This is a genomic window from Amycolatopsis bartoniae, from assembly GCF_014191255.1.
In the GTDB taxonomy this organism is placed as follows: Bacteria; Actinomycetota; Actinomycetes; order Mycobacteriales; family Pseudonocardiaceae; genus Amycolatopsis_E; species Amycolatopsis_E bartoniae.
The window spans coordinates 396,413-413,891 of record NZ_JACHWH010000003.1; the positions used below are offsets into that span (position 1 = coordinate 396,413).

Annotated in this window: 20 protein-coding genes and 1 pseudogene; 14 read left to right on the top strand and 7 right to left on the bottom strand. The window is 72.0% G+C overall.

Annotated features, from left to right (window positions below; all coding sequences use genetic code 11):
* Nucleotides 1-5 precede the first annotated feature (5 nt).
* Nucleotides 6-2,138, top strand: coding sequence for an XRE family transcriptional regulator (locus tag FHX82_RS18585; RefSeq protein WP_183176702.1), 2,133 nt, complete (start codon nt 6-8; stop codon nt 2,136-2,138).
* Between the two features lie 169 nt (nt 2,139-2,307).
* Here FHX82_RS18585 and FHX82_RS18590 read toward each other — a convergent pair whose 3' ends face one another.
* Nucleotides 2,308-2,703 (bottom strand): hypothetical protein, encoded by a 396-nt coding sequence (locus FHX82_RS18590; protein WP_183176703.1) that lies wholly within the window; start codon nt 2,701-2,703, stop codon nt 2,308-2,310.
* A 157-nt stretch (nt 2,704-2,860) separates the two neighbouring features.
* On the opposite strand from FHX82_RS18590, the gene FHX82_RS18595 reads away from it, so the two are divergent.
* From FHX82_RS18595 to FHX82_RS18645, 12 genes and pseudogenes are all read left to right on the top strand, one after another.
* Nucleotides 2,861-3,019 (top strand): hypothetical protein, encoded by a 159-nt coding sequence (locus FHX82_RS18595; protein WP_183176704.1) that lies wholly within the window; start codon nt 2,861-2,863, stop codon nt 3,017-3,019.
* Between the two features lie 13 nt (nt 3,020-3,032).
* Entirely contained in the window at nt 3,033-3,356 is a 324-nt protein-coding gene (locus FHX82_RS18600; protein ID WP_145936706.1) for a DUF2795 domain-containing protein, read from the top strand.
* A 39-nt stretch (nt 3,357-3,395) separates the two neighbouring features.
* Nucleotides 3,396-5,261, top strand: a complete 1,866-nt coding sequence (locus tag FHX82_RS18605) for an FAD/NAD(P)-binding protein (RefSeq protein WP_145936707.1) — start codon at nt 3,396-3,398, stop codon at nt 5,259-5,261.
* Nucleotides 5,258-6,340: a carboxylate-amine ligase gene (locus tag FHX82_RS18610; protein ID WP_145936708.1), complete on the top strand. Its 1,083-nt coding sequence runs from the start codon at nt 5,258-5,260 to the stop codon at nt 6,338-6,340. Before FHX82_RS18605 ends, FHX82_RS18610 begins: the two co-directional genes overlap by 4 nt.
* 59 nt (nt 6,341-6,399) lie before the next feature.
* Entirely contained in the window at nt 6,400-6,642 is a 243-nt protein-coding gene (locus tag FHX82_RS18615; RefSeq protein ID WP_145936709.1) for an acyl carrier protein, read from the top strand.
* Nucleotides 6,643-6,647: 5 nt separating this feature from the next.
* Nucleotides 6,648-7,454: pseudogene (locus tag FHX82_RS18620) on the top strand (manganese catalase); the annotation flags it as partial.
* 12 nt (nt 7,455-7,466) lie between these two features.
* Entirely contained in the window at nt 7,467-7,673 is a 207-nt protein-coding gene (locus tag FHX82_RS37040; RefSeq protein WP_229880704.1) for a DUF2188 domain-containing protein, read from the top strand.
* A gap of 550 nt (nt 7,674-8,223) precedes the next feature.
* Nucleotides 8,224-9,666 carry an amidohydrolase family protein gene (locus FHX82_RS18625; RefSeq protein ID WP_145939105.1) on the top strand — a complete coding sequence of 481 codons (1,443 nt, stop codon included), beginning with the start codon at nt 8,224-8,226 and terminating at the stop codon, nt 9,664-9,666.
* Nucleotides 9,659-10,801, top strand: coding sequence for a CaiB/BaiF CoA transferase family protein (locus FHX82_RS18630; RefSeq protein ID WP_145939104.1), 1,143 nt, complete (start codon nt 9,659-9,661; stop codon nt 10,799-10,801). Before FHX82_RS18625 ends, FHX82_RS18630 begins: the two co-directional genes overlap by 8 nt.
* Nucleotides 10,794-11,576, top strand: coding sequence for a citryl-CoA lyase (locus tag FHX82_RS18635; RefSeq protein WP_145939103.1), 783 nt, complete (start codon nt 10,794-10,796; stop codon nt 11,574-11,576). Before FHX82_RS18630 ends, FHX82_RS18635 begins: the two co-directional genes overlap by 8 nt.
* Complete coding sequence (locus tag FHX82_RS18640; RefSeq protein ID WP_145939102.1) at nt 11,569-12,429, top strand: DODA-type extradiol aromatic ring-opening family dioxygenase; 861 nt, start codon at nt 11,569-11,571, stop codon at nt 12,427-12,429. The genes FHX82_RS18635 and FHX82_RS18640 overlap by 8 nt, the downstream gene beginning before the upstream one ends.
* A complete protein-coding gene (locus FHX82_RS18645; protein WP_145939101.1) occupies nt 12,426-12,785 on the top strand; it encodes a hypothetical protein in 360 nt (119 codons plus the stop codon). The genes FHX82_RS18640 and FHX82_RS18645 overlap by 4 nt, the downstream gene beginning before the upstream one ends.
* 39 nt (nt 12,786-12,824) lie before the next feature.
* Here FHX82_RS18645 and FHX82_RS18650 read toward each other — a convergent pair whose 3' ends face one another.
* Both FHX82_RS18650 and FHX82_RS18655 read right to left on the bottom strand, forming a co-directional pair.
* A complete protein-coding gene (locus FHX82_RS18650) occupies nt 12,825-13,073 on the bottom strand; it encodes a dihydrofolate reductase family protein (RefSeq protein ID WP_229880584.1) in 249 nt (82 codons plus the stop codon).
* 29 nt (nt 13,074-13,102) lie between these two features.
* Entirely contained in the window at nt 13,103-13,636 is a 534-nt protein-coding gene (locus FHX82_RS18655; protein WP_145939100.1) for a CGNR zinc finger domain-containing protein, read from the bottom strand.
* Nucleotides 13,637-13,696: 60 nt separating this feature from the next.
* Here FHX82_RS18655 and FHX82_RS18660 point away from each other — a divergent pair, with 60 nt between their 5' ends.
* Nucleotides 13,697-13,876, top strand: a complete 180-nt coding sequence (locus FHX82_RS18660) for a hypothetical protein (protein ID WP_145939099.1) — start codon at nt 13,697-13,699, stop codon at nt 13,874-13,876.
* Here the strand turns inward: FHX82_RS18660 and FHX82_RS36570 are convergent.
* The 4 genes from FHX82_RS36570 to FHX82_RS18680 form a co-directional block, all read right to left on the bottom strand.
* The gene (locus tag FHX82_RS36570) at nt 13,831-14,604 is read right to left on the bottom strand and encodes a helix-turn-helix domain-containing protein (RefSeq protein ID WP_145939098.1); all 774 of its coding nucleotides are present in this window, start codon (nt 14,602-14,604) and stop codon (nt 13,831-13,833) included. The two genes, FHX82_RS18660 and FHX82_RS36570, sit on opposite strands and share 46 nt — an antisense overlap.
* A 101-nt stretch (nt 14,605-14,705) precedes the next feature.
* A complete protein-coding gene (locus tag FHX82_RS18670) occupies nt 14,706-15,509 on the bottom strand; it encodes an IclR family transcriptional regulator domain-containing protein (protein WP_145939097.1) in 804 nt (267 codons plus the stop codon).
* A 24-nt stretch (nt 15,510-15,533) separates the two neighbouring features.
* On the bottom strand, nt 15,534-16,706 hold the full coding sequence (locus tag FHX82_RS18675; protein ID WP_145939109.1) for a cytochrome P450: 1,173 nt from the start codon (nt 16,704-16,706) through the stop codon (nt 15,534-15,536).
* A gap of 155 nt (nt 16,707-16,861) precedes the next feature.
* Nucleotides 16,862-17,473, bottom strand: a complete 612-nt coding sequence (locus tag FHX82_RS18680) for a TetR/AcrR family transcriptional regulator (protein WP_229880590.1) — start codon at nt 17,471-17,473, stop codon at nt 16,862-16,864.
* Nucleotides 17,474-17,479 lie beyond the last annotated feature (6 nt).

Here is a 17,479-nt window from a genome sequence, read left to right on the forward strand (position 1 = left end):
TCGGCATGGAACTCGGACCGGAACTGCGGCGGCGCCGCGAGGCTGCGGGGCTGTCGCTGACGGACCTGGAACGCCTCGTGCACTTCACCAAGGGCTATCTCAGCAAGGTGGAGACCGGCCGGATGCCGGTCAAACGCGGAGTCGCCGAAGCTTACGACAAGGCGCTGAAAGCGAACGGCGAGCTGGCGGCGCTCGTACCGGAGGAGACGCCGCGGCGCAGCGGGGCCGGGCTCGCCGGTTTGCCGCGCGAGACGCGGCATTTCGTCGGTCGTGAAGCGGAGCTCGCCGCGCTTTCCGCGGCGCTGACCGGTTCCGACGACGTGCGCGTGTGCGTGGTGCACGGTCTGGCGGGAGCGGGCAAGACCGCGCTCGCCCTCGCGGCCGCGCGTGCCGCGGAGCGGGGTTTTCCGGACGGGGCACTGTTCCTCGACCTGCGTGGGCACACGCCCGATGTCCCCGCGCAGGCTCCGGCCGAGGCACTGGGACAGCTGCTGCTCCTGCTCGGCGTGCTGGGGGAGCAGGTGCCGCCGGGCCTCGACGCGCGGGCGAACCTGCTGCGCGACCGGACGCGGGGCCGCCGGATGCTGCTGGTGCTGGACAACGCGCTCAGCGCCGCGCAGGTCGCGCCGCTGCTGCCCGCCGAGCCCGGCTGTCGCGTGCTCGTGACGAGCCGTGGCCGGCTGTCCGCTTTGGACGATGCCTGGCACCAGCCCGTCGGCGTGTTGAGCCCGGCGGACGCGGTGGCCTTGTTCCGGGCGGTCAGCGGGACGGCCGAGGGGGCGGCGGAAATCGTGGAACTGTGCGGGTTCCTGCCGCTCGCGATCCGCATCGCCGGGGCGCGGGTCGCCGGTGGCGGGGTGCGGCTGCGGGAGCGGCTCATCGACGAGCGGACCCGGCTGGCCGCCCTCGACGACGGGGAGCGCAGCGTCGCGGCCGCCTTCGCGGTGTCCTACGAGGCACTGCCGCAGGAGCAGCGGCGGTTGCTCGGGTTGCTGGCGCTGCACCCGCCGGCGCCGGCCGACCTGGCGTCGGTGGAGGCGCTGGCGGGACCGGCCGACGAGCTGCTGGATCGCCTGCACGACGCGAACCTCGTCACACTCGCCGACGGGCTCGTCGAGCTGCACGACCTGGTGCGGGCGTTCGCGATCCGGCACGCGCTGCCCGCGAGCGAGGAACGGAAGGCGGCGGTCGGCAGGCTGACCGAGCACCTCACGGGGCTGCTGCTGGCGGCGGACGAGCTGGCCGAGCCGCACCGGTACCGGCCGCCGGTCGACTGTCCCCGTCCGGCCGTCCCGTTCGACGACGGCGAGGGGGCGCTGGCGTGGCTGGGGGCGCGGTGGCCCGCGCTGGCGGGAGCGGTCGAGCTGGCGGGGGAGTACGGGTTGCACCGGCTGTGCTGGCAGCTGGCGTACGTGCTGCGGGGGTTCTTCTTCCGGGAGAAGCTGTTCGAGCCGTGGCTGCGGACGCATCGGTGCGCGCTGGCCGCGGCGGAGGCGTCGGGGGACGGGGCGGCGGCCGGGATGGTGCTCAACAGCCTCGGCATGGCGTACGTGGAGCGGGGCGAGCTGGCGGAGGCGTTCGACTGCCACCGGCGGGCGCGGGAGCGCTGCCTCGCCGCGGGTGACGCGCGCGGGGCGGTGGACGCGTTGTCGAGCCTGGCGTGGGTGCGGCTGTACCAGGGGGAGGTGGAGCTCGCGCGGCGGGAGCTGGGGGAGACGCTGGCCGAGTACCGGGCGGCGGGGCGGGTGCGGAACGTGGCGATCGCGCTGCGCGGGATGGCGCTGGCGCTGGTGGAGCTGGGCCGGTTCCCGGAGGCGGCCGAACACGCCGCCGAGGCCCGGCGGCTGGCGCAGCTGCCGATCGAGGTGCTGATGGCGCTCAACTGCCAGGCGTGGATCGCCTTCCGCCGCGGGGACCTGTCCGCCGCGGAGGGGTGGTACGGGGAGGCCGCGGAGCTGGGCGACCTGGCGGGCAGCCGCTACGAACGCGCCCGGGCCCTCACCGGCCTGGGGAACGTGGCGCACTCCCGGGGCGACGCGGAGTCCGCACAGCGGTACAGATCCGCGGCGGACGCCGTCGGGGTGCCCCTGCCGCCGACCCTCGGGGAGGCCCGGGCCCGGGCGGAGGCGGTTCGCTGAGGTAAGGGCGTCCCACGAGGTGCCGGAGGGCTGGTGGTGCGGTGGCTGCGGAGGCGGTTCGCTGAGGCGAAGGGTGGCTACCGGCCGCGAGAAGGCCGTGCCGGACGGCTGGTGGGTGGCGCTACCGGTGGAAGGGCACCACCACTACGCCATCCAGGCGTAAGGGCCCTCAGTGCATCCGCGGGCGCGGTGGGGGCTGCTGCCGCCGCTGGGGTGGGGGGCCGCCCGCCGGGGCGCGGCGGGGCGGTGGCGGGGGCTGGCGGCGCACCGGCGGCGGCTGCTGCGCGGGCGTCCGGCCGGAGGCCGGGGGGCGGGCAGCCGCCGGGGGGCGGCCGCTCGTCGGGGCGCGGCGGGGTGGCGCCGCGGCCGGTGGGGGAGTGGGCTCGCGCCGGTGAATCCACACCTCCAGCGCCACGATCCCCAGCGCCAGCACGGCGAACGCGATGGCGCCAGGCAGGAAGCCGCTCACGCCGCACAGGCCCGCGAGCGCCAGGGCCGGGATGATGGCGCACAGGCTGAACGGGTCGATGCGCGCCAGGGAGTAGCGGGACCTCGACTGGCCCATGGTGCTACCTCCCTGTGTCGGCGAACGATCAACGGCGAAAGTGTACCCGCCTGGGCGAACGGGCCCGTTCGCGAGCATCTCCCCGGCCCGGGTTTGCGCTCCGTGACCGGTGGTAGCCCCTGCCCGTTCGACGACCCCGAGCGAAGGTGGCGAAGGAATGACCGACCACGGTGCGACCACGCCCGGGGAACCGGGCACCAGCGATCCGGAGGAGTTCGCCGACGAGGCCGGGATCGACCCCACCCCCCAGGAGGTCGACCAGTACCTGGAGCTCGCCGAGGAACAGCCCCCGTGGTCCGGCCCGGCCGACAGCTGAGCGAGGAGGAACCATGTCTTCGACCCTGACGCGTGAACGCCTGCGGGAGTGCCTCGGCGACGCCGACTTCCCCGCGAGCCGCGACCAGCTGGTCCAGACCGCGGAACGCCAGGGCGACGGCGAGGCCGTGCGCGCCCTGCGGGCGATCCCGCCGGTGGACTACGCGAACCTGACCGAGGTGTTCGGCTCCGTCGAATTCGCCGACGACGGCACGGTTCCCGACGCCGACAAGCACAACGCACACGCGAACTCGGTGCCAGGACTGGCGGAATCGGCCACCGACACCGCACCGGGCAACCCGATCGTCGAGGAGCTCGGGGAAAACCGGGGCAGCTGAGGAGAGTTTGCCGCCCGAAAATCTTGGTATTCCCCGCCCATGAGTTCATCCGGCCCGCTGTCCGTCGCGATCATCGGTCTGGGGCCGCGGGGTCTGTCGGTCCTGGAACGACTGATCCTCCGGTTGCGGGCGCGCGGCGGCGGGCGGGCCGTGACGATCTGGGCGGTCGACGCGACCGAGCACGGGTCCGGGCGGGTGTGGCGGTCGGGCCAGCCGGACTGGCTCGCGGCGAACGCGACCGCGAGCGAGCTCACCGCCCACTCCCCGGACAACCCGCTGGTCGAGGGCGACGCACCGTACTCGCTCGCCGAGTGGTCCGGGCACGAGCTGGCGCCGGACGAGTACCCCAGCCGCGCCCGGTACGGGACGTACCTGCACGAGTTCTTCCAGCGCCTGCGCCGCCTCGCCCCCGAAGGCGTCTGCGTGCGCCCCATCCTGGGCCGCGCCATCGGCCTGTTCCGTGCGGCGCAGGGGCTGCGGCTGCGCATCGACGACGGCGCCCCCGATCTGCACGTCGACAAAGCGATTTTGACCACGGGGCACAGTGCGCTCGAACCGGACGAGGAGGAACGCGGTTTCCTCCGCCACGCCGCGCGCTCCGGCCTGCGCTACCTCGGCCGCGGCATCGCCGCGGACCTGCCGCTGGACGAGATTCCGCCCGGCGCCACGGTCGCGGTGAAGGGCCTCGGCCTGACCTTCTACGACATCGTGCGCTCGCTGACCACGGGCCGTGGTGGCCGTTTCACCCGCAACGGGGACGGGGAGCTGCGCTACCACCCGAGCGGGCGGGAACCGTGCCTCGTCGCCGGATCGCGCAGCGGCCTGCCGTTCCTCGCCCGCGCGCAGGTGCACCGGCCGGAGCTGGCACCGAGTCCCGTGGTGCTGACCGAGGAGCGGATCGCGGTGCTGCGCGACCGGGCGGAGGCCGAGCGGGGCTGCGCCAAGCTCGACTTCGCCGCCGAGGTCGAACCGCTGTTCCAGGCCGAGGTGGAGCACGCGTACTACCGCTGCGCCCTGCGCCTGCGGGACGGCGACGAGGACGCCGAGGCGTTCACCTGCGCCTTCGGGGACGTCGTGGACGAAAGCGGCGAGCTGGACCTGCGGCGCAAGGACAAGGTGCTCGCCGCCTTCGGGCTCGGTGACGTGCCGCCGCTGCGCCCCGACCTGCTGGCCCGGCCTTTCGCGGGGCGCACCTACGCGGACCCTGCCGCGTTCCGGACCGAGCTGCGGGAGCTGCTCGAACAGGACGTGGAGACCTCGCGGCTCGGCCCGGAAGGCAGCCCGCTCAAGGCCGCGCTGGAGATGATGCGGACGCTGCGCCCGGCGATGCCCGGTATCGTCGACTTCGGTGGCCTGCTGCCGAAGTCCCACGAGGACTTCCTGGCCCGGTTCGCCCCGGCGAACTTCCTGCTGTCGGCCGGCCCACCGGTCGGGCACGTCGAGCAGCTGGTGTCCCTTGTGGACGCCGGAGTGGTCGAGATCGTGGGGCCGCAGGCGGACTTCACGTGTGGCGGCGGCTGTTTCGTGGTCGAGTCGCCCGTGGTCGCGGGCTCGCGGCGCGAGGCGCAGGTGCTGCTGGACGCCCGTGCGCCCGCGCCCGACCTGCACCGGGAGTGCGACCCGCTGCTGCGCCAGCTGCTCGCGGACGGGCTGATCAGCGAGTACGTCAACACCGATCCGTGCACCGGTGAGAGCTTCGCCACCGGCGGGCTGGCCGTGGCCGGTTCGCCGTTCCACGTGCTCGACGTCGCGGGCGAGCCGCGCCCCGACCTGTACGCGCTGGGCGTGGTCACGCAGAACACGCGTTGGTTCACGCAGGTCGGCACCGGGCGGCCGGGCCAGGACAGCCCGTTCCGCCGTGACGCCGACGCCATCGCGAGAGACGTGCTGGGGGACGCCGCATGACCTGGCCGTCCGAAGAGCAGACCTTCGGCGTCGAGGAGGAGTTCCTGCTCGTCGACGCCGACGGCCGTCCCGCCGCCGCGGCTCCCGCCGTGCTGCGGGGTTCGCCCGACGAGCTGCAGCCGGAGATGGTGACCTGCCAGGTCGAGTCCGTGACGCCGGTGTGCCACCAGGCCGAGGAGTTGCTGGACTGCCTGCGCACGCAACGCGGCCAGCTGGTCGGCGGCGCGCGGGCGAAGGGCCTGCGGCTGCTCGCCAGCGGGACCTCGCCGGTCGAGGACACGGCGCGGCTCACGCCCGGCGCGCGGTACGAGCGCATCGCCGACCACTTCCGCGGCCTGATGGACAGCGTGAACGTGTGCGGCTGCCACATCCACGTCGGCATTCCGGACCGCGCGACGGGCGTGGGCGTGCTCAACCACCTGCGCCCGTGGCTGCCGGTGCTGCTCGCGCTGAGCGCGAACTCGCCGTTCGCCGACGGCTCGGACACCGGCTACGCGAGCTGGCGGTACCTGTCGATGTCGCGCTGGCCCTCGGGCGGCCCGCCGCCGCACGTCGAGTCCGAGGAGCACTACGACACGCTCGTCAGGGAGATGGCGCAGTCCGGCGCCGTGCTCGATCCGGCGAACCTGTACTGGGACATCCGGCTCTCCCCGCGGCACCCGACCGTCGAGGTGCGGGTCTGCGACGTCGCCGCGACGGCCGAGGAAGCCACGCTGCTCGCGGTCCTGGTGCAGGGGCTCGCGGCTTCGGCCCGGTGCCGCCTGGACAGCGGCGAGACCGTCGAGCCGGTGCCGCAGGACGTGCTGCGTGCCGACCTGTGGCGGGCGGCGCGCGACGGCCTGGACGGTCAGTGCGTCGACCCGCTGACGCGCACCCTGCGTCCCGCGCGTGAGACGCTGCTCGGCCTGTTCGACGAGGTGCGCCCGCAGTTGCGCGACGGTGCCAAGGAGTTCGCGGACCAGACCCTCGCCGAGGTCCTCGCCGGCGGTGGCGGCGCGGCCCGGCAACGGGCGGCGTTCGCGCGGGGCGGCGATCTGGCCGGGGTGGTGGCGTTCCTCGCCCACCAGACGGAGGCGTAACCGGCGCCGGGGCGGGTATGTCCGGGTCGTCAGACGGCTACGAGGCAGAGGAGCACACCATGGCGACCGGAGAAACCGGTTTCGACGACGTCAGTTTCGACCTGATCTCGGTGCAGTACCACTCGCTCAAGGCCGGGCACGACTACGGCCAGTACGTCCGCGACGCGGAGAACGCCGGCCGCCAGGACATCGCGGACTTCTTCCGCCGCGTGATGGAGGAGGACTCGGCGCGCGCGAAGCAGTGCCACGAGTTCCTCAAGGAGCTTTCCGGGACCTCGGAGTCCGGCCCGGCGGTGAGCTGAGCCCGATGTTCAGGCACACGAAGAACCTGCAGTTCGAGGCGAAGCCGGAAAAGCCGGACCCGGTGTTCGCGCACAAGCTGCAGGAGCTGATCGGCGGCGCCTACGGGGAGCTGAGCGTCACGTGGCAGTACCTGTTCCAGGGCTGGAACTGCCGGATCGAGGGCAAGTACAAGGACCTGATCCTGGACACCGCCGCCGAGGAGATCGGGCACGTCGAGATGCTCGCGACGATGGTGGCGCGGTTGCTGGAGGGAGCCCCGGCCACCGAGGTCGCGGAGGCGGTCAAGGACCCGGTGACGGCGGCGGTGCTGGGCGGAATGGATCCGCAGCAGGCCATCGTCGGCGGTGGGGGCGCGCTGCCCGCGGACTCCAACGGCGACCCCTGGAACGGGAAGTACATCGTGGCGAGCGGGAACCTGCTGGCGGACTTCCGGGCGAACGCGGCGGCGGAGGCGCAGGGGCGGCTGCAGACCGCGCGGTTGTACAACATGACCGACGACCCGGGTGTGAAGGAGATGCTGAAGTTCATCCTCGCCCGTGACACCGTGCACCAGAAGCAGTGGCTGCGGGCGATCGAGGAGCTGCGGGCCGACGGACTGGAGGACGAGGTGGCCCCGAGCGCGCTGTTCGACGAGGAGAACCAGGAACACAACTCCACGATCTGGCACCTGTCGGACGGCGCGGACGGCCCGAAGGGCGGCTGGACGCGCGACCTGGAGTACCTCATGGAGCCCCAGGCACTGGGCGGTCCCGCCACGGCGCCTCCGCCGGATCCGGCGCTGTTCTCGACGTTCGCCCCGGCGGCTTCGGCTGCGGAGCCGGAGCTGGCGGAGGGTGATGTCCAGACCTTCTACAGCGAGCGCGACGGCAAGTGGAAGAACCAGGTCGAGGGCCGGAAGCGGGCGTCGAGCACGAGTGACACCAAGGCCGAGGCCCAGCAGGCCGGGCGTGAGCTGGCGAAGAACCGCGGAGTGACGCACGTGGTGCGGAAGAAGGACGGCGAAATCGCCGAAACGCACGACTATTCGTGAGTGAGGGCCGTAAGGCCCGAAGGAAACTCCAGAGTTGGGTGGTCATCCCGTCGCCTGAAACCGGTTCGATCACTTTGGCTCAGGGCCGCAACATGCGCCGGAACCGGCGGGTGTCATGCCAAGCTTGCGGGCCTGAGCCAAAGTGATATTCACAACCGCAGGCGGCGGGATGACGCGCTTTCGCGCTTGGCGCGTCCGAAAGCCGCGCTTCGCGCGAAAAACCGTGGTTGCGTTGGGCGCCCCGATTTTTGATTGTTTAACGGTTGGCTCACCGCGTCAAGGGCGCCTTCGGCGTCGCTGCGCGATCGCTGCGCGACCCTTGACACGGTGAGCCAACCGCTAATGACGGCTTTGTATCGGGGATGGGGGAGGACCGGGCGGGAGGGGGGTGTGCTCGCGTTCGCGTCGCGGGGTGCACGTGTGTGTGATGGGGTGCGGACGGGTGTCCGCTGTGCGGACTTGGGCCTTGACTTTCCCTGTGGGTGGGGCCAATGTGGGCGCCAGGCTCCTGTCCAGTGTCGGACGGGTGTACGGACATGGGAGTGGCGTGATGAGCCAATTCGAGCAGGGGCGGCCCGTGGTCCTCCGGGGCGGGACGGTGCTGACGCTCGACGACACGCGCCGGGTGTGGGACCGGGCTGACGTGCTCGTCGAGGGGGACCGGATTTCCGCTGTGGGGCCGGACATCGAGGTGCCCGCCGACGCGGTGGTGATCGACGCCAGTGGGGGCATCGTGATGCCCGGCATGATCGACACCCACCGGCACATGTGGCAGACCGCCATGCGCGGATACGGCGCCGACTGGACGCTCACCCAGTATTTTGTCTGGTACTACCTGGAAAGCGGCAAGCTCTTCCGGCCCCAGGACATCCACGCGGGCAACGTGCTTGCCGCCGTCGAGGCGCTGGAGTCCGGGGTGACCACGGTGGTCGACTGGTCGCACGGGTTGCGAACCGTGGAGCACGCGGACGCCGCTGTGGACGCGTTGCAGTCCGTGCCCGGGCGGTTCGTGCTCGCCTACGGCAACATCCAGGCCCCGCCGGCCGAGTGGACCGGCGCGCCCGAGTTCCGCGACTTCGTGCGGCGGCGGATCACCGGCGACGACCTGCTCGGGTTCCAGATCGCGTTCGACGTCACCGGGGATCCCTCGTTCCCCGAGAAGCCCGCGTTCGAGGTGGCCCGCGAGCTCGGGGTGCCCGTCACCACACATGCCGGGGTGTGGGGCGCCACCAACGACGACGGCGTGAAACTCATGCACGACAACGGGTTCATGACACCCGAGACGATTTACGTGCACGCCGCCTCGTTGTCCGCCGACTCCTACCACCGGATCGCGGCCACCGGCGGGTCGATCTCCGTTTCGACCGAGAGCGAGCAGAGCGCGGGCCAAGGATACCCGCCCACCTGGGCCATCCGGGCCCACGGTATTCCCGTCTCGCTGTCCATGGACACCTCGGTCTGGTGGAGCGGCGACCTGTTCTCGGCCATGCGGACCACACTCGGCGCGGACCGGTCCCGCGAGCACCTCGAAGCGCACGCGCAGGGCGACACCGTCACGCACGCCAGTCTGCGCGCCGAGCACGTCGTCGAGTGGGCCACGCGGGGCGGTGCGCACGCACTGGGCCGCGACGATCTCGGCAGCCTCGAACCGGGCAAGAAGGCCGACGTCGTGCTGATCAAGAACGACAACTCGTCCGTCTCGTTCCCGCTGCTCAACCCGTACGGGCACGTCGCGTTCCAGGTGCAGCGCGGCGACGTCCACACCGTGCTCGTCAACGGCCGGGTGGTCAAGCACGAGCACCGGCTGGTGGGCATCGACCTGGACGCCGTGCGCCGCGAGGTCGACGAGACGGTGACGTACCTGCGTTCGCAGCTGGGCGAAGAGGCGTGGCAGAAGGGGATGAACCCCGACATCCCGCCGACGAAGATCCTCGACAACCCGTACACGTACACGGACTACGCCAGTTCCTCGACCCACACCCGCCGTGCCTGAGCAGACCGGCCCGCTCGCCGGGCTGCTCGTCGCGGACTTCTCCCGGATCCTCGCCGGCCCGTACGCCACGATGCTGCTCGCGGACATGGGCGCTGACGTGATCAAAGTGGAGGGTCCGCGCGGGGACGACACGCGCACGTGGATGCCACCGGTGCGCGACGGCGTCGCGACGTACTACCTGGGCGTGAACCGCGGAAAGCGCTCCATCGCGCTGGACCTGCGCGATCCCGCCGACGCCGAGGTGGCGCGGGAGCTCGCGCGACGAGCCGACGTGCTGATCGAGAACTTCAAGCCCGGCGGGCTCGCCAAGTACGGCCTGGACTTCGACACCGTGCGCGAGGCCAACCCCGGCGTCATCTACTCGTCGATCAGCGGGTTCGGTTCGGGCGCGGGTCGGCACGTGCCCGGCTACGACCTCATGGTGCAGGCCATTTCCGGGCTGATGAGCCTGACCGGCGACCCCGACGGGCCGCCGTACCGGGCTGGCATCTCGGTGTTCGACGTGATGGCGGGAAACCATGCCGCGATCGGCATCCTCGCCGCGCTGCGCCACCGCGACGCCACCGGACAGGGCCAGCACGTGGAGGTCAACCTGTTGTCCTCGGCGCTGACCGGGCTGGTCAACCACAGCTCGGCGTATGTGGCAGGCGGCACCGTGCCCTACCGCATGGGCAACGCGCACCCGAGCGTGTTCCCCTACGAGCCGCTGCCCACCGCGGACAACGACCTGATCATCACTGCCGCGAACGACGGCCAGTTCCGCAAGCTGTGCGAGGTGCTCGGCATTCCGGAGATCGCCGACGACCCGCGGTTCGCCCGCAACGCCGACCGCACGGAGCGGCGCGAGGAGCTGCGCCCGATTCTCGCCGAGCAGCTGCGCAAACGGGGCGCGCTGGAGTGGTTCGACCTGCTCGTCGAGGCCGGGGTGCCCAGCGGCCCGATCAACACGATCGACCAGGGTTTCGCGATGGCGGAACGGTTCGAGCTGGATCCGGTGGTGGAGGTCGGGGGCGTGCCGACCACGCGCCACCCGATCCGGTTCTCCGAGACGCCGGTGAGCTACCGGCTGCCGCCGCCCGAGCTGGACGAGCACGGGGCGGAACTGCGCAAGTGGCTGGAGGACAAGGGTGACTGAGTATCCCACGGCGCTCGGCGCGTCGTCGCTGGAGAAGATCACGCTCCTCGGCCAGGACCTCGCGCAGGACGTGATGGGCAAGGTTTCCTTCGGGGAACTGGCTTTCTGGCTCGCGACCCAGCGTCGTCCGGCGCCGGGGGAGACACGGGTGTTCGAGGCCGTGCTGGCCGCGCTGGCCGATCACGGGTTCACGCCCACCGCGATCGTCACGCGGCTGACGTACCTGTCCGCGCCGGACTCGGTGCAGGGCGCGCTCGCCGCCGGACTGCTCGGCGGCGGCTCACGGTTCCTCGGCGTCACCGAGGACTGCGGCCGGTTCCTGCACGAAGCGGTGTCCACTGTGGAGGAACCAGCGAACTGGGACGAGGTGGCGCTGGAAACCGTGCAGGCCCGGCGCGCGGCCGGGAAGTTCGTCCCCGGCCTGGGACACCACGTGCACAAGAACGGCGATCCCCGCACCGCGCGGCTGTTCGAGATCGCCCGCGAGGAGCAGCAGTTCGGCCCGCACCTGGCGTTGTTCGAGGCCATCGGCCGCGTGCACCCGCAGGTGCTGGGTAAAACCCTGCCGCTCAACGGCGCGGGGGCCTGCGGCGCGGCACTGGCCGATCTCGGGCTCCCGCTGGAGTTGCTGCGCGGCTTCGCGTTGCTCGCCCGCACGGCGGGGCTCATCGGGCAGCTCGCCGAAGAACTGCGCAACCCCGTCGCGAACGACATCTTCCTGTCCGTAGACCTCAACAACCGGCCCGTTCCCCCGGCAGGAGGCAGCCATGGCTGAACTGGTCGCGGTGATCGCGTCCACCCACCACCCGTTCTACTACCGCGCCAGCACCGCCACCGGCGAGGACCGCCCGGACTTCGCCGACGAGTGGGTGCGCAAGGTGGCGGCGTTCCGCGAGACGCTGACCAGGGCCCGCCCGGACGTGCTGGTGATGGTCGGCTCGGACCACTTCCACCAGCTGTGGCTGGACAACATGCCGCAGTTCCTCGTCGGCAAGGCACCGGTCTACGACGCCAACTGGTACAACGAGGAACGCGAGTTCGGGCTGCCACGGATGGTCCTCAAAGGACAGGAGGACCTGTCGGCGCACGTGCTGCGCGAGGGCCTGGACGCGGGTTTCGACCTGGCGTTCTCCAACGAGCTGCGGATCGACCACTCCATCACGTGCCCGATCATCACCCTGCGCTCGCAGAACGACCTGCCGATCGTGCCGGTCTACACCAACATCTTCGCGCCACCGCTCCCGCAGCCGAAGCGCTTCGTCCAGCTGGGACGGACCATCCGGCAGCTGGTCGAGTCCTGGCCGTCGGACCAGCGGGTGGCGGTGATCGGCACCGGGCACCTGTCGCTGGAGCTGGGCGGCCCGCGGCAGTTCGGGCCGCACGGGCCGGATCCGGAGTTCGACCGCAAGGCCGTGGACTGGATCAGATGCGGGGACATCGAGAAGTGCCTCGGCGAGGTGACACTGGAAAGCCTGCACCTGCCGGGAAACGCCACGCACGGGTTCATGGACTTCATGCTCATGATGGGCGTGGCGGGGGAGGGGCAGCGGGTGGACTACGTCGACACCTACGACCTGTTCCACACCATGGAGGCGTACTTCACGTGGTATCCGGGAGGTGCCCGGTGAGCAGGTACCTGCTGAACAAGTTCCTCTACACCGTCGACCGCGACCCGGAGCTCGTCGAGCGCTACCGCGAGGACCCGGCGGGCACGGTCGCGTGGTGGGAGGCCGAGCGCGCGAACGCGATTCTCAACTGCCACAGCGGGGAACGCTCGTCGTGGCTGGAATTCGAGGACGCCGAACGCCAGGCACTGTCCACTCACGACTACCCGAAGCTGTTCGAGCTGGGCGCGCACCCGTTCCTGACGCTGACGTTGTTCATCGCGCTGTTCGAACGGGACCACGAACCACTGGGCTTCCAGCGCGAGTACGCCCGGCGCCTGGCGCACTTCTCGTTGCCGTATCCGGACATCGCGACCTAGCGGGCCGGCCGGTAGCGCAGGTCCACCGCCTCCGCGGGGTCACCGTCGTGGACGCGGGCCCACCGGACCGGCTCGATGCCGGGGCAGTCGAACAACCGCACGTGCGTCCTCGGGGTGGTGCGTCAGCACGAACACCGGGCCGCGCCAGGCACCGCCGTACGGCTGCTCGCCCGCCTTCCCGGGGTGGCGCTCGGCGACCGCGTCGTAGCCGCGGCGGCCGCCCAGCACGGCCCCCAGACCGGCGATCGACTCCTGGTGGCTGTCCGGGTTCACCTCGACCCCCGACATCCAGTCCATCGAATGGCCGGCACCGGAACTTATCGGGGGACGCCGCTCTTCCGGCGCTGCCGGTGCGCCGCGACGTGGGAGCGGTTCGCGCACTCCGGGGAGCAGAACCGGCGGCGGCCGTTGCGTGAGGTGTCCACGTACACCGTGTCGCAGCCCGGGCGCCGGCAGCAGCCGATCCGCTTCGGGTCCTCGCACAGGACGTGCGCCAGGCCCATGATCGTGTAGGCCGTGAGGCGCCGCACGGTCGGCTCGTCCGCGTGGGCGTAGTGGAAGTGCGGCGGGCGGCCGTGGTGCTGGGAGATGTGTGGCGGCGCGGCGACCACGGCGAGCAGCTCGTTGGCCAGGTCGACGCGCGGTTGCAGCCCGGGCTCCTGGAACAGCGGCCGCAGGCGCCGCGCCCACGCGGTCAGCTCCGCCGCCTCCCGGGCGGACACCGGGGCGGTGCCGCGGTAGTCGTAGGTCTCGATGACCTGCTCGTAGGTCTCCGCGGTGGCGCCGGGCGCCACGTTGACGAGCGTGGCGGCCAGCTGCGCTGCGATCCCGCCGTAAGGGGTGAACTGCACGGGACCATCAGATCAGGTAAGCATTGAACTGCACAATGGCCTTACCGGATGCTGGGGCCCATGCTCAGCGAGAACGACTTCTGCCCCGTGGGCGCCCGCGTGCGGGTGCTCTCCCGCCACCGGACCTCCGAGGGAGAGGTCCGGTACCTGCGGTGCGACTGCGGGGTGATCCGGCTCGTCGTGGTCCCGCCCGGTCACCAGAACTCGGTGCACACGTTGCGCGTGGTGCCGGGGCGGTAGTGGACCACGTCGGCGCACGCGCGGAACTCCAGCCGCGGGTCGAGGGCGTGCGCGCGGGTGACCGCGGACGGGCCGGTGACGAGGAAGGGCCCGCACTGGTTCCACGTCGCGCCGTCGTCGGCGGTGACGTCCAGCCACACGCGGTCGCCGTACGCGGCGCCGGTCAGGTGCGCGAACACCATCCACACTCCGCCGACCATCGCCTGCTCCAGCGCCACCACCGGCTGGTGGTCCACGGCGTTGGGCCGGGCCGGTGCCTCGACCTCCTGGCCGGGACCGTCCGGCCAGGGCCAGTCCGCGCACACCTTGTCCTGCGTGGCCGCGGGGGCGACGACGACCCGCGGGAACAGCTCCGCCCCGGCCACCAGCCCGGCGGCGGCGAACACCACCGCCGTCGCGGCGACCACCGCGGCCAGGAACCACGCGGGATGCCGGGCGCGCCAGGGCTTCCGCTCCGGCGCGTCCGGGGTGGGCTCGGGAGCCTCACCCGCCGCCTGCTCCCACAGCGGGCGTAGCGCCGCGGTGTCCTCGTCCGCCTCCCGGCACAGCTGTTCGACGACCGGCCAAGGCGGCACCGTGGCGCCGGAAAGGTAACGCGACAGCGAGGAATCGCTGGCGTGCACGGTCTTTTCGAGCTGTTTGAGGCTTTTGCCGGAGCGGGTGCGGAGCCTGCGCAGCTGTTCCCCCAGCTGCTCGCGTGCCGGGACGACGGACCGTTCGCGAGTCACCTCGAACCCCCTTTCGAGCCGATCCCACTGTCGACCCGGGCGGCCCGGCGCGAAACCGCCATCCGGGCGCCCCGGGACGCGCGCCAGGGGGTGCCGGAGGCTCAGCCCTCCGCGACCGTCTCCAATGGACGGTCGTGCCACGCCGCCCAGTCCGAGCCGATGGCGCTCGCCGCGCGCAGCAGCAGCGGGAGGTGGTGGTCGACGAGCGTGTCCAGCGACGTCTCGGCCGCGTGGGCGTTGACGTTCACCGCCGCCACCGTGCGGCCCTCGCCGTCGCGGATGGGGGCGGCCACGGAGCGGATGCCGAGCGCCAGCTGCTCGTCCGTGACGGCCCAGCCGCGGGCACGTACCTCCCGCAGCGCCGCGTCGATCTCGTCGCGCTCCGGCTGCCAGCGCGCCGTCACCCCGGCCCGGCTCGGTTCGGCGAGCACGCGGTCCAGCTCTTCCGGTTCGAGCGCGGCGAGCAGCACCTTGCCCAGCGACGTGGCCACCGCCGGGAACCGGGTGCCGATGGTGACCGCGAGCGTGACCAGCTTCGGCACGGCGACGCGCGCCACGTACACGATGTCCGGCCCGTCGAGCTGCGCGATCGAGCAGGACTCACCGGTCTGCCGCACCAGCTCCCGCAGGTGCGGCCGGGCCAGCTCCCACAGCCCGGCCGACCCGATGTAGGCCATGCCCAGCTCCAGCACCCGCGGGGTGAGCGAGAACGCGCCGCCGTCGTTGCGGACGTAACCCAGCTGCTCCAACGTGATCAGGATCCGGCGGGCGGTGGGTCGCGCCAGCTCGGTGGCGGCCGCGACCTCGCTCAGCGACATCGCGGCCCGGCCCGGCTCGAAGCAGCGCAGCACATCGAGCCCTCGGGCCAGCGCCTCGATGAACTCCGGGTTCCCGTCTCGCCGCATACGAGCAGGTTAGCTGCCCGGTCGTCACCAGGTGACGGGCAGTTCGTGCAGCCCGTAGACGACCATGTCGTGCTTGAACGGCAGCTGTTCGACGGGCACGGCGAGCGCGAGCGTGGGAATCCGGCGGTACAGCGTGCCGTAGACGACCTGCAGCTCCAGCCGCGCGAGCGACTGGCCGAGGCACTGGTGCACCCCGAACCCGAACGCGACGTGGTTGCGGCCCTTGCGGTGCAGGTCGAGCCGGTCCGGGTCGGCGAACACGCGCTCGTCGCGGTTGGCGGCGTCGCTCGCGAGGATCAGCCCTTCGCCCTCGCGGACCAGCTGCCCGCCCACCTCCAGGTCCTCGGTCGCCACCCGGCGCCGTCCGAAGTGGACGATCGTGAGGTAGCGCAGCAGCTCCTCGACCGCGGTCGACACGAGCCCCGGGTCGCCGTCGCGCAGCTCCGCGAGCTGGTCGGGGTGTTCGAGCAGCGCGACGGTGCCGAGCGCGATCATGTTGGCCGTGGTCTCGTGCCCGGCGACGAGCAGCAGCTGCCCCATCGACGCGATCTCCCGCCGCGTCATCTTCCCGGTGCGGTAGTGCTCGACGGCCAGCCTGCTGAAGACGTCGTCGCCGGGGTCGGCGGCCTTCTTGTCGACGAGGTCGCCCAGGTAGGCCAGCAGTTCCTCCAGCGCCTCGACCGATTGCTCCGGGGTGGCGTCACGGGAGACGAGCGTCTTGCTGACGCGGTGGAAGAACGTGCGGTCGGCGTACGGGACACCGAGCAGTTCGCAGATCACCAGCGACGGCACCGGGAGCGCGAGCGTCTCGACGAGGTCGGCCGGTTTCGGCCCGGCGAGCAGGTCGTCGACCAGCTCGTCGACGATGCGCTGCACGCGCGGGCGCAGGGTCTCGATCCGCCGGATGGTGAACTCGCCCGTGAGCAGCCGCCTGCCCGCGGCGTGCTCGGGATCGTCCTGGCTGATGAACGCCTTGGCGCGGCTGCGGCGCGCGGCGATGCCGGGAGTGGTGTGGGGATAGCCGGGCCGGTCGCTGTCGGCGCTGACGCGGGGGTCGCGCAGCATCGCGCGGACGTCCTCGTAGCGGGTCACCAGCCAGGGCGTGCTGCCGTCCCACAGGCGGACCCGCGTGACCGGCGCGTCGGCGCGGAGCCGGGCGAGCTCGGGTGGCGGATCCAGCGGGCAGCGGCGGGTCATGGGGAAGGCCGGGGCTTCGGTCACGGGAAGTTCCCAAACGTTCGTTCGGATACTTGCTGAACAGATGTTAGGCAGCCTGGTGGGGAATTGTCGAAGGATCGGGAAGGCGATCACCCGGGTGGCTCAATCGGGCTGGGGCACAACGGAACTTTCGCTCAGGCGAAGACCAGGCCCACCAGTTCGTCGACGAAGTCGGGCACGCCCTGCGCGCTCCGTTCGCTGGGGTTGCTGTGCAGGAGGGCGACCCGGCCGTGGGCGCCGACGAAGACGATGACCGCCGCACGGTCGGCGGGCAGGCGCAGGGCGTGCCCGGCGTCGGCGCAGCGTTCGAACGCCTCGGTGAGCATCGCGATGACGTCCATCAGCGGACCGCGGGGCGCGGCGGGGTCGCGGTGGGCCAGCATGAGCCGGTAGTGGCCGGGGTTGCCCACGGCGAAGGTGCAGTAGGCGTGCAGCTGCTCCCGAACGCGGGCGACGACATCGTGCTCGGGTGGGCGGGCGTCGGCGTCACACATGAGCGTCCGCAGCCGGGCGAACTCGTGCTCGCGCAGCCCGCGGACGAGGGCCGCCCGGTCGGCGAAGTGCTGGTAGATGCTGGCGGGAGCGATGCCGGCGGCCCGCGCGACCCCGCGGATGGTGAGCCCGTCCTCCCCGCCGAGCCCCGACAGCAGCGTGCTCGCGGCGGCGAGGATCTCCCCGCGCAGCCGCTCACCCTCACCCCAGCGGTTCCGGGTGCGGGCGGGTGCGGTGCTCACCTCGTCGGTCACCAGGCC